The sequence below is a fragment of the Kribbella sp. NPDC050470 genome (assembly GCF_044458365.1).
Taxonomy (GTDB): domain Bacteria; phylum Actinomycetota; class Actinomycetes; order Propionibacteriales; family Kribbellaceae; genus Kribbella.
Genome location: NZ_JBITHV010000004.1, coordinates 544,357 through 556,073 on the forward strand (window position 1 = coordinate 544,357; position 11,717 = coordinate 556,073).

At 69.6% G+C, this 11,717-nt stretch carries 10 protein-coding genes; 7 read left to right on the forward strand and 3 right to left on the reverse strand.

What is annotated here, in order from left to right; all coding sequences use genetic code 11:
- Positions 1-66: 66 nt before the first annotated feature.
- Positions 67-570, reverse strand: coding sequence for a hypothetical protein (locus ACIBGM_RS14595; protein ID WP_360518280.1), 504 nt, complete (start codon positions 568-570; stop codon positions 67-69).
- A 335-nt stretch (positions 571-905) separates the two neighbouring features.
- Here ACIBGM_RS14595 and ACIBGM_RS14600 point away from each other — a divergent pair, with 335 nt between their 5' ends.
- From ACIBGM_RS14600 to ACIBGM_RS14625, 6 genes are all read left to right on the forward strand, one after another.
- A complete protein-coding gene (locus tag ACIBGM_RS14600; RefSeq protein ID WP_360518283.1) occupies positions 906-1,478 on the forward strand; it encodes an SMI1/KNR4 family protein in 573 nt (190 codons plus the stop codon).
- Positions 1,479-1,535: 57 nt separating this feature from the next.
- The gene (locus ACIBGM_RS14605) at positions 1,536-1,970 is read left to right on the forward strand and encodes a hypothetical protein (RefSeq protein ID WP_360518286.1); all 435 of its coding nucleotides are present in this window, start codon (positions 1,536-1,538) and stop codon (positions 1,968-1,970) included.
- 110 nt (positions 1,971-2,080) lie between these two features.
- The gene (glgX, locus tag ACIBGM_RS14610; protein WP_360518289.1) at positions 2,081-4,198 is read left to right on the forward strand and encodes a glycogen debranching protein GlgX; all 2,118 of its coding nucleotides are present in this window, start codon (positions 2,081-2,083) and stop codon (positions 4,196-4,198) included.
- Positions 4,195-6,591: a malto-oligosyltrehalose synthase gene (treY, locus tag ACIBGM_RS14615; protein ID WP_360518292.1), complete on the forward strand. Its 2,397-nt coding sequence runs from the start codon at positions 4,195-4,197 to the stop codon at positions 6,589-6,591. The genes glgX and treY overlap by 4 nt, the downstream gene beginning before the upstream one ends.
- The gene (treZ, locus tag ACIBGM_RS14620) at positions 6,592-8,322 is read left to right on the forward strand and encodes a malto-oligosyltrehalose trehalohydrolase (protein ID WP_396385727.1); all 1,731 of its coding nucleotides are present in this window, start codon (positions 6,592-6,594) and stop codon (positions 8,320-8,322) included. It abuts the gene before it with no gap.
- A 154-nt stretch (positions 8,323-8,476) separates the two neighbouring features.
- Complete coding sequence (locus ACIBGM_RS14625; RefSeq protein WP_360518298.1) at positions 8,477-8,674, forward strand: hypothetical protein; 198 nt, start codon at positions 8,477-8,479, stop codon at positions 8,672-8,674.
- A 100-nt stretch (positions 8,675-8,774) separates the two neighbouring features.
- Here ACIBGM_RS14625 and ACIBGM_RS14630 read toward each other — a convergent pair whose 3' ends face one another.
- On the reverse strand, positions 8,775-9,248 hold the full coding sequence (locus ACIBGM_RS14630) for a DUF4129 domain-containing protein (protein WP_396385728.1): 474 nt from the start codon (positions 9,246-9,248) through the stop codon (positions 8,775-8,777).
- Between the two features lie 450 nt (positions 9,249-9,698).
- Between ACIBGM_RS14630 and ACIBGM_RS14635 the strand changes: the two genes are divergently transcribed.
- Positions 9,699-11,288, forward strand: a complete 1,590-nt coding sequence (locus tag ACIBGM_RS14635) for a BTAD domain-containing putative transcriptional regulator (protein WP_396385729.1) — start codon at positions 9,699-9,701, stop codon at positions 11,286-11,288.
- A 241-nt stretch (positions 11,289-11,529) separates the two neighbouring features.
- Here the strand turns inward: ACIBGM_RS14635 and ACIBGM_RS14640 are convergent, their stop codons facing one another.
- Positions 11,530-11,652, reverse strand: coding sequence for a hypothetical protein (locus tag ACIBGM_RS14640; protein ID WP_396385730.1), 123 nt, complete (start codon positions 11,650-11,652; stop codon positions 11,530-11,532).
- Between the last annotated feature and the right edge of the window lie 65 nt (positions 11,653-11,717).

Consider the following 11,717-nt stretch of genomic DNA (forward strand, 5'->3'; position numbering starts at 1 on the left):
GGCAGGAACCCGGCCCCGAACGTCAAACGCTTGCATTACAAGGCCTATACCAGTTGCCTCGAGAAGCTACGACTGACCGTCGTGCGGAAGAGGGGCGATTCCGGTGGACTGGAGGAGAAGGGTGAGCAGGTGTTCGGGGGCGGTGGCGTCTGGGGAGAGGGCTTGGGTGACCAGGGGCTGGTTGGTGGGGAGGCCGGCTGTGGTTGTCCAGGTGAGGAAGGAGTCGACTGCGGCGGTTTGGGTGATGCCGTCGTCGGGCATTTCGTAGGAGTTGATGGCCATGGACTTGGCGAGGGTGCCCGACCAAGTGAGGCCATCGGGGGTTGCGGCGGCGACGGGGCCGCAGTCGCTGTCGAGGATGAAGGCCGCGAGGACGGGGTGGCCGGTGGCTTTGGCGAGGAGCTCGGCGCCGACCAGCGGGTCCACGTTGGCTCCGGCGACCCAGGCCAGTTGCCAGCCGTCGTGGAGTGGTTCGACCCGCACGTAGTCTTCGCCGAAAGTCGCGAGTTCGGCCAGTTGATCCAGTGGTACGTCGCTCTTGGTCGCGACGAGGTAGCCCCAGTAACCCATCGCACCAACCTACAGTTCAGCGAGGACCACGGTTGGTCGAGAGTGATGAGCGTGGAGCACTCCAGGGTGTGGCGTTGGCTGGGGCGGTCGTCGCCATCGTTCTCGCCACTGTCGCCATCTGGTTGACGCGACAACGGCGCCTGCTTCCTGGTGCGGTGCTGGTTCTGTCGGTTCTGCGCTGTGGTCGGTTGCTGTACGTCTACTCGTTCACTCCGCACTTGATCTGGCATCAGTGAGAGGTAATCACGGTGAATCTGGATTCGTTCTTTGCGGTGCACCGGACTTGGCTTCGGGGGGTTGTGCCGGACTTGGATGCCGCGTTGAGGGGGCCTGCGGTGGAGGCTCAGGTCGATCAGTACGAGGAAGCCGTCGGCGCGGAACTGCCTGCCGAGTTGCGGCAATTGTGGGGGATACACGACGGTGAAGCCGGTCCCGAGCCCAGCGGCGGAACGATCGGCGGGCTGGTGTTCCTCGGGGTGGCGGAGTCCTTGCGAGAATGGGCCGATTGGTCATCGCTGCGGGACGAGACGTCCGACGAGGACATGCAGGCACTGCGCATGTTCTCCGCGTCGGTCCCGGCCGAGGCAGTTCAACTGGAGTACACAGCCGCTGGTTGGTTGCCGATCCTGAAAGAGAGTATGGAGGGCAGCTACCTGGGCCTGGACCTCGCTCCGGGACCTGGTGGTCAGCCCGGACAGGTCATCAACTTCGGCCGTGACGAGGACCGGAAGGCTGTGATCTCCCGGTCGATGTCCGACCTGCTGAGCTTCATCGCATCGGAGGCCCGGCAGGGTGAGTTCGTCGTGTCGTCGGTCGAGCCGAGTGGTCAGCCGGTGCTCGCCCACCGGCGCGGGAGACTCATCCCCGTCCTTCGTCGACTCGCCGAGTCCGGCGGCCCGCTGGCGTAGGACGGCTGCGATGAGCGAACCGCTGACGTCCCGGTTCCGGTGCAGGTGCAGGAGGCCTTGGTCGATTTCCTCGCGGAGTTCTCCGAACGTGCTCGTGCTTCGTTCGGCAACGTCGCCGACGACAATGACGGCGGCAGAACCGCGCTGGAAGTCGTCCTGCCCCGGTTGGAGGACCACGGTGTGCTCCAGAGTGACGAGGTACTGCGCGGGTACTCCTGGGTCACGGTCTGTCCGCCGGCGCTCGTCGATCGCCTAGGCGGGTACGAGGCGCTGGAGGCCACCGGAGCCTTCACGGAGGTACGGCGGCTCGACTACGGCGCCGCGCTACTGCGCGCCACCGACAGGCTGGAGGAGTACGACGACGACGCGATCCGCCGAGTGTTTCACGCCCTGGCGCCGGTCCTACCGCGAGGAAAGCCCCGCCAGTCGCCCGTCTACGACGACCGGGTCCCGCCGAGGCTCGTCTACGAGGACCCGTCGGACCACAGCTGACGAAGCAGGCACGGCCCGGGAAGCGCGTACCGGGGCGTGGTGGGTGAATAGTCGGGAGCAAATCGCCCCGGCGTGCATGGTCTGGGGGGTGGGGTGGCTACTGTCATCAGGTGCAGAAATGGCCTGGCCGTCCTTACCCACTCGGAGCCACGTACGACGGCTCCGGGACGAACTTCGCGGTGTTCTCGGAGGTAGCTGAGCGAGTAGACCTGGCCCTGATCGGCGACGACGGGGCCGAGCAGTTGGTGCAGCTGACCGAGGTGGACGGTTTCGTCTGGCACGGGTACCTGCCGGCGGTGCAGCCGGGGCAGCGGTACGGGTTCCGGGTGCACGGGCCGTACAACCCGGCCGAGGGGCACCGGTGCAACCCGTCCAAGCTGCTGCTGGACCCGTACGCGAAGGCCATCGACGGCCAGCTCGACGGGGACGAGTCGCTGTTCAGCTACCGGTTCGCCAAGCCGGACGAGCTGAACACGATGGACAACCGCGAGCACACCATGCTGTCGGTGGTGACCAACCCGTTCTTCGACTGGGGCAACGACCGCCCGCCGGGGCACGCCTACCACGAGACCGTCATCTACGAGGCCCACGTGAAGGGCCTCACCAAGACCCACCCGGCGCTGCCGGAGGAGATCCGCGGCACGTACGCCGGGATCGGGCACCCGGCGATCGTCGAGCACCTGAAGGAGCTCGGGGTGTCGGCGATCGAGCTGATGCCGATCCACCAGTTCGCCCAGGACGGCCACCTGCAGGAGCGCGGCCTGTCGAACTACTGGGGCTACAACACCATCGGCTTCTTCGCGCCGCACAACGACTACGCCGCCGGCGGCACCCTCGGCCAGCAGGTGACCGAGTTCAAGACGATGGTGAAGGCGCTGCACGAGGCGGACATCGAGGTGATCCTCGACGTGGTGTACAACCACACCGCCGAGGGGAACGAGTTCGGCCCGACGCTGTCGTTCAAGGGCATCGACAACGCGGCGTACTACCGGCTGGTGGACGCCGACAAGCGGCACTACTACGACACCACCGGGACCGGCAACAGCCTGCTGATGCGGCACCCGCACGTGCTGCAGCTGATCATGGATTCGCTGCGCTACTGGGTGACCGAGATGCGCGTCGACGGGTTCCGGTTCGACCTTGCGGCCACTCTGGCCCGCCAGTTCCACGAGGTCGACCGGCTGTCGGCGTTCTTCGACCTGGTCCAGCAGGACCCGGTGGTGAGCCAGGTGAAGCTGATCGCGGAGCCCTGGGACGTCGGCGACGGCGGCTACCAGGTGGGCAACTTCCCGCCGCTGTGGACGGAGTGGAACGGCAAGTACCGCGACACCGTCCGGGACTTCTGGCGCGGCGAGCGGTACACGATGGCCGAGTTCGCCTCCCGCCTGACCGGCTCGTCGGACCTGTACCAGGACGACAGCCGCCGCCCGCTGGCCAGCATCAACTTCATCACCGCGCACGACGGTTTCACGCTCCGCGACCTGGTCTCCTACAACGACAAGCACAACGAGGCGAACGGCGAGGGCGGCAAGGACGGCGAGAGCCACAACCGCTCCTGGAACTGCGGCGTCGAGGGCGCGACCGACGACGCCGAGGTGCTCGCGCTCCGGGCGAAGCAGCAGCGCAACTTCCTGACCACGCTGCTGATCTCGCAGGGCGTGCCGATGATCGCGCACGGTGACGAGCTCGGCCGGACCCAGAGCGGCAACAACAACGTCTACTGCCAGGACAACGAGATCTCGTGGGTGGACTGGAAGCTCACCGACGGCCAGAAGGACCTGCTGGCCTTCACCCAGGCCCTCGTCAAGCTGCGCAACGACCACCCAGTCCTGCGCCGCCGCCGCTTCTTCCACGGCGACACCGGCATCGACGGTCTCGGCGACCTGGTCTGGTTCACGCCGAAGGGCACCGAGATGCAGAACGGCGACTGGCAGCGCGACGACGCCCGCGCGATCGCGGTGTTCCTGAACGGCGATGCGATCTCCGAGCCGGACCCGCGTGGTGAGCCGGTCGTGGACGACTCGTTCCTGGTCCTGCTGAACAGCAACCACGAGCCGCTCGACTTCCTGCTCCCGCCCAAGGAGTACGGCGAGAGCTGGACGGTCGCCGTGGACACGACGACCGCGCAGGGCGGCGCCGGCGACGAGCCGCACGCAGCCGGCAGCACGATTCGATTGGAGTCCCGCAGCACGCTCGTCCTGACCCGCGCGAGGCAGGCCGCGGAATGACCTCAGCTCCCCAGGCCACCTACCGACTGCAACTGCACGCCGGTTTCGGGTTCGACGACGCAGCGGCGGTCGTCCCGTACCTGCAGAGCCTCGGGATCTCGCACGCCTACCTGTCCCCGATCCTCCAGGCCGCGCCCGGATCCATGCACGGGTACGACGTGGTGGACCACAGCCGGCTGTCCGAACCGGCCGGGGGACGCCCTGCGTTCGACCGGCTGGCCGCGCGGCTGGCCGATCACCGGATGGGCGCGGTGTCGGACGTCGTACCGAATCACGTCGCGGTGCCGACGCCGGCGCGGCTCAACAAGGCCCTGTGGTCGGTGCTGCGGGACGGGCCGGGGTCGCCGTACGCGGAGTGGTTCGACGTGGACTGGGGTGCGGGGAACCAGCCGTTGCTGATGGCCGTGCTGGGTCAGCGGATCGGCAAGGTGCTCGCGGACGGCGAGTTGTCGGTCGAGGGCGACGTACTGCGGTACTACGACCACGAGTACCCGCTGCGGCCCGGGACCAGAGACCTGCCGCTGGCCGAGTTGGTGACCGAGCAGTGGTACCGCCTGGCGCACTGGCGGGTCGCTGACGAGGAGCTGAACTACCGGCGCTTCTTCGACGTGGACACGCTCGCCGCAGTCCGCGTGGAGACGCAGGAGGTCTTCGAGGCCACGCACGAGCTGTTGCTGGAGCTCCTGCACGAGGGGAAGCTCAACGGCTTCCGCATCGACCACCCGGACGGCCTGGCCGACCCGCGTGGGTACCTGCGCCGACTGGCGGAGCGCACCGGCGGCGCGTGGGTCGTGGTCGAGAAGATCCTCGAAGGCGACGAGGAACTGCCGCGCGACTGGCCGTGCGCCGGCACGACCGGGTACGACGCCCTGCTGCGCGTCGGCGGCCTCTTCGTCGACCCGGCCGGTGCTGCGCCGCTGGCGGCGTTCCACTCCGAGCTGACCGGTGAGCCTGCCGACTTCGGTCCGGTCGTGGAGGAGGCCAAGCGGGAGGTCGTGAAGCACGGCCAGTACGCCGAGGTGCACCGGCTCGTCGAGCTGCTGGCCCGCATCTGCCAGGACGACGTCCGGCTGCGCGACCACACGCGGCGAGCGTTCCACGAGGTGGTCGTGGAGCTGCTCGTCCACTTCGAGATCTACCGGGCGTACGTCGTACCGGGGGAGCAGCCGTCTCCGACTGCGGTCGTCGCGTTGGAGCGGGCGGCCGAGAAGGCGCGGGAGAGGCTGGACGAGGACCGGCAGGAGACGCTGGACGTCGTGCTGCACCTGCTGCTCGGTAAAGACACGAGTCCGATCGACGAGCACGCGCGGGACGAGCTGATCGTCCGGTTCCAGCAGACGTGTGGGCCGGTGATGGCCAAGGGGGTCGAGGACACCGCGTTCTACCGGTGGTTCCGGCTCGCGTCGCTCAACGAGGTCGGTGGGGACCCGGAGCACTTCGGTGTGACGCCGGAGGAGTTCCACGCGTACGCGGCCCGGCTGAACCAGCACTGGCCGAAGACGATGACCACGCTGTCCACCCACGACACCAAGCGGTCCGAGGACGTCCGTGCCCGGCTCGGTGTGCTGTCCGAGCAGCCTGCGGCCTGGTCGGAGGCGGTCCGGGAGTGGAGACGGCTCTCGGAGGACCACCGGAGCCCGCTGCTGGACGGCAGCACCGAGTACTTGTTCTGGCAGACACTGTTCGGCACCTGGGACGACGGCCCGCTGCCGGAGGACCGCCTGCAGGCCTACCTGCTCAAGGCGATCCGCGAAGCCAAGCGCCACACCATGTGGACCTCCCCGGACGAGGAGTACGAGCACGCCGTCGCCGCCTTCACGACCGCAGTCCTCGCCGACACCACGGTCCTGGACTCGGTACGGCGCTTCGCCGCAGGACAAACGGAGTTCGTCCGAGCGGCCACGCTCGGCCAGAAGCTGGTGCAGCTCACGATGCCCGGCGTACCGGATGTCTACCAAGGCACCGAGCTGGTCGACCTGTCGCTCGTCGACCCGGACAACCGGCGGCCGGTGGACTACGAGCACCGGATCGCCCGGCTGCAGCGGCTGGACGAGGGTACGAAGCCGGACGACCTGTCTGACGAGAAGCTGCTGGTCACCAGCCGGGCACTCCGTCTCCGCAGGCAGTACCCGGAGGCCTTCACCGGCAGCTACACGCCGCTCCCGACCTCCAACGGCCACGCGGTCGCCTTCGCCCGTGGTGACGCGGTCATCACGGTCGCGACCCGCCTGCCGGCTGCGCTGTACCGACTCGGCGGATGGGGTGACAGCACGGTGGTGCTGCCGAGCGGTCAGTGGAAGAACGTGTTGACCGGCCGCGAGGTGGGTAGTGGAGCAGCCCGGATCCATGAGCTGCTGGAGGATCTCCCGGTGGCGCTGCTCGTAAGGAGCTGAATGCACACCTTCCGCGTCTGGGCGCCCAACGCCGAGTCGGTCGACTTGGTCCTGCGCGACGGTCGTCTGCCGCTGCACCAGGCCGGCGCCTGGTGGGTGCGGGACGTCGTCGAGGCCCACCACGGCACCGACTACGCGTTCACCGTGGACGGGAGTGAGCCGCTACCCGATCCGCGCAGCGCGTGGCAGCCGGACGGGGTGCACGGCTTCAGCAGGGTGTTCGACGAGCACCGCTTCCGCTGGACGGACGGCGACTGGGCGGGTCGCGACGTGCGCGGCTCGGTGTTCTACGAGCTGCACATCGGCACGTTCACGGAGCAGGGCACGCTGGACGCGGCGACCGAGCACCTCGACTACCTGGTCCTGCTCGGCGTCGAGGTGGTCTCGCTGATGCCGGTCGCCGCCTTTCCCGGACGGCACGGCTGGGGGTACGACGGTGTGCACCTGTACGCCGTGCACGAGCCGTACGGCGGGCCGGAGGCGCTGCAGCGGTTCGTCAACCGCTGCCACGAGGTAGGCCTGGCGGTCTGCCTCGATGTGGTCTACAACCACCTCGGCCCGAGTGGGAACCGGCTGGGCGAGTTCGGGCCGTACTTCACCGACCGGCACACCACCCCGTGGGGACCGGCGGTCAACCTCGACGACACCGGCAGCGCCGAGGTACGGCGGTGGATCTGCGACAACGCACTGCGGTGGTTCCGGGCGTTCCACATCGACGCTCTGCGGCTGGACGCCGTACACGCGCTGGCGGACGACAGTCCGACTCACCTGCTGGCCCAGCTGTCGTCGGAGACCGCTGACCTGTCGGAGCAGCTCGGGCGGCCGCTGGGGCTGGTGGCCGAGTCCGACCTCAACGACGCGCGGATGGTCGAGCCGGTGTCCGAGGGTGGTCTGGGCATGACCGCGCAGTGGAGTGACGACTTCCACCACGCACTGCACACGCTGCTGACCGGCGAGCGGGCCGGGTACTACGTGGACTTCGGCGATCCCGGGGTGTTCGCCAAGACATTGACCCAGGTGTTCTTCCACGACGGGTCGTACTCGACCTTCCGCGGCAAGGACTGGGGACGGCCGGTCGATCCGGCCCGGCACCGCGGCGGCGAGTTCCTCGCGTACACCTCGAACCACGACCAGGTCGGCAACCGGGCGCTCGGCGACCGGCCCGCGCTGACGCCCGGCCAGTTGGCGATCGGGGCCGCGCTGGTGATCACGTCGCCGTACACGCCGATGCTGTTCATGGGCGAGGAGTGGGGCGCCTCGACGCCGTGGCGGTTCTTCACCGACCACGAGGAACCCGAGCTGGCCGAGGCGGTCCGGACCGGCCGGCGGCGGGAGTTCGCGGACCACGGCTGGGACGCCGACGAGATCCCGGATCCGCAGGACCCGGAGACCTGGCACAGCTCGGTCCTCGACTGGACCGAGCTGGACGAGTCGCCGCACCGCGAGCTGCTGGCCTGGTACCGCGACCTGCTGGCCCTGCGCGCCCGGACGCCGGACCTGCGCGACGACCGGCTGTCCTCGGTCGGCATCGCGTACGACGCCGACGGCGACTGGATCGTGGTCACCCGTGGGAGCGTGCGCATCGTGGTGAACCTGGCCGCCGGAGAGGCCGTGGTCCCGGTCGACGGTGGGCTGTCGCACGAGCTGCTGACCTTCGGCACGGCCGCGGCCGTCACGGATGGTGTTCGGCTCTCCGCGCACGCCGTCAGTCTGCGAACGTCAAGCATTTAACGGGTTTGGCCCAGATTTGTGCGGAAACCGAACATATCCGGCTGTTCGAATCCGTTTGTCGATGGGGATTTCCGGAATTGCTTGTGTCCTAGGCCACTCGTAGCGGAGTGTTGAATCCGCCAGCAGGGGAGCAGGGGTTGACGGGAGGACATATATGACAGTCGGAGGCGTCGACACTTACTACGACTACGAAGAGAAGCAGTGGAAGAGCCGGCGGCTGGGCGGTGGGCCGATCCACCGCGGGCCGGTCTGCCCGGCGCCACGAACAGCCGACCACACCCAGACTCACGAACGCCTTCCGGCCGGACGTGAGCACGTCGGCAGGGACGAGAAGAAGACCGTTCTCGGCTGACGAACCGGTGGCAGGGCCCGCCAGACCAGGTCACCGTAGTCCGCCGAACAGTCACCACAGCGGCCGTCGAGCCGGAACCCGACGGCCGCTGCGGCATGCCTTACCGGCTGAACAGCGTCCGTAGCTCGAGGGATGCCTGGAGTCGGTCGGTCCAGGGACGGGATCGGAGCGCCTTGCGGAGGTCACGCACGCCGGTCCAGGCCTGGTCGCTGAGATCCGGGCCGCTTGGACCGCCGGACCAGAGGGCATGGTCCACCGCTCGGGCGACGTGGGTGAGTCCGGGCTCGGTGTCCGGGAGCTCTCGGGCGGCATGTGCCAGGTCGCGGACCGTCATACCGGCGGTCACCGGCACGCCGTGCGCCCGCAGCCGGTCGCGGGCTTCGGCCCATGCCCCGACCACCGACGCGCTGCCGGTACGGCGCCGCCGTCGGAGCGCCCGCACCGACTTCAGCAGCGGTACGCCGGCCAGCCACAGCAGCAGCAACGCCGCCGAGCCGAGGAAGATCCACAGCAGCGGGATCCGGACGCCGCTCCAGCTCCGGTCGGAGCCGCCGTCGTCGGTCGAGGGCGGCACCTCCGGGTCCTCGATCTGCTCGACCGGCGGGACCGCGGCCCGGGCCTGCTCGGTGATCTCGGCGGTGGAGCCGGCGATCGAGGCCTTCCCGGTCTTGGCCTGGTCGACCGGGTCGAGCGGCCACCAGCCGACCCCCTCGACCGCGACCTCCGGCCAGGCGTACGCGTCGCTGTCGCGGATCGTGTAGAGCCCGTCGGCCTCGGGCTCGGCGGGTGCCCGGAACCCGACGACGAGCCGGCATCCGGTCGAACACCACGCAGTCGTAGGAGTTGACCCACAGCGCCTCGTCCGCGGCCGCGATGGTGCCCGCGACGTCCACCGCGAGCGCCGCCGACCGCAGCGCGGCCGGCACCGCCACCTGCAGGTCCTCGTCGTCCTCTACCACCAGTACGCGCACCGGCACCCTCGTGTGTCATCGAAATGTCATCGTCGGCACGGATCGTATGTGTCATGAACGGTCACTCAGCGCACGCACCGGCCCGGTTGTCCTTCCGCGTGCTGGGCCCGCTCGAGGTCGACGGCCCGGACGGACACCCGCTCGACGTCTGCGGCGGCAAGCCCGCCACCGTGCTGACATTGCTGCTGCTGCACCGCAACGCTTGGGTCAGCACCGAGCAGCTGGTCGACGCCGTATGGGCCGGCCGGGACATCCCCGCGTCGGCGCAGAACAACCTGAAGACCTACGTCTGGCAGCTCCGCCGGGCGCTGCCGGACGAGCGCATCGAGAGCCGTCCCGGCGCGTACCGGGTCCGGGTGCTGCCGGGCGAGCTGGACGCCGACATCGCCGCCGGCTTCCGCGACGAGGTCCGCGAGTTGCTCGTCCGCGGTGCCGCTGCCGAGGCCGCCGCGATTGTCGAGCGCGCGCTCGGCCTGTGGCGCGGTTGCCCGTACGACGGCCTGACCGTCGACGCCACGTCGGCCGTCGACCGCCTCGCCGAGCTCCAGCGCAGCCTGCGCGAGGACCTGGCCGACGCGCAGCTCGCGCTCGGATGTCCTGCCGAGGCCATCGCCGTACTGCGGGCTCTCACCGAGGAGGAGCCGCTGCGCGAGCTTGCGTGGGCTCGGCTGATGACGGCGTACCGGAAGACCGGTCGTCGGCACGACGCGCTGGCTGCGTACCAACGGGCCCGGACCGCGCTTGGGCGTGATCTCGGGATCGAGCCGGGTGCCGAGCTCACCGCGCTGCACCAGCAGATCCTGAGCGAGGAGGCGCCGCGGCTGATCGCGCCGCCGGTGAGCTCGAACCTGCCGCCGCGGGTCCCCGGCTTCGTCGGCCGCACCGCGGAGCTGCGTTCTCTGCAGGGTGCGACCGGCGTGGTGACGATCGACGGGATGCCGGGGATCGGCAAGACCGCCTTCGCCCTTGAGGTCGCAGCCGCCTCCGGCTTCGAGACCCAGCGTTACCTGGACCTGCGCACGGACACCTCGTTGCCTTCAGCAACCGGCCTGCTGATCCTGGACAACGTCGAGCACACCGACCAGGTACGACGACTTCTGCCGAACGACCCGGATGCACTGGTCCTCGTGATCAGCCGGCACCGCCTGACCGGCCTCGACCGCACCCGCGCCGTCACCCTCGACGTCCTCGCCGTCGACGAGGCCGAGCGGCTCACCGACATCGAGCAGATCCTGCGCTGGTGCGAGGGGCATCCCGGCGCGATCCGGCATCTGGTCGAGCGGATGCGCAACCGGCAGCCGTGGACGGTCGCCCGGATGGCGGCCCGGCTCGACGACCCCGCGGCCCGGTGCCGTGCGCTGGCCGAGGTGCTGGCGACGTTCGACACCGCGTACGAGGCGCTCCCGCGGCCGGTGCAGCGGTTCTACCGGCGGATCGCGACGACACCGCAGTTCGACCTGCGCCGGGCCGCCCGGCTCGCCGGCGTCGGGCAGGACGAGGTCGAGTCGATGGTCGACCTGCTGATGGATCTCAACCTGGTCGCCGAGCCGGCGCCTGGACGGTTCGTCCTGCTGCCGGTGGTCCGCGACCACGCGCACCGGCTGCTGCTCGCCACCGAGTCGAAGGCCGAGCTGGTCGCATGAAGCCGCACGCCGCGGCAGCCGCCGCCCCACAGCGCGAGGCCGTCCAGGTCGGGGTGACCAGAGCGGTCCCGCAGGAGACGTCGGTGGGTGTCCCGGTCGCCCGGCCCTGGCCGCCTAAGTTGCCGGCGGCACCGATCGCCCAGCCGGCGCAGGCGCAGCGACTCACGCTGGTGGAGCAACCGCCCGCGCCCGCGCCGGCGACCGACACCGTCGAGCGGCCGGACCGGTCGATCCGGGTCGGTCAGATCGTCTGCTGGCAGTCCGCGGTGGTCGCGGTCGGCGCGGCGACGGCCGGTTCGCGGACGGCGCTCATTCTGACCTCGGCAGCAGCAGTCTCGCTGGTGGCGCTGACCTCGATCCGCATCCGTGGACTCTGGCTGTACCGCTGGGTCGGCGTCCTGCTGGTCGACCTGGTCCTGCGGGCCGGTC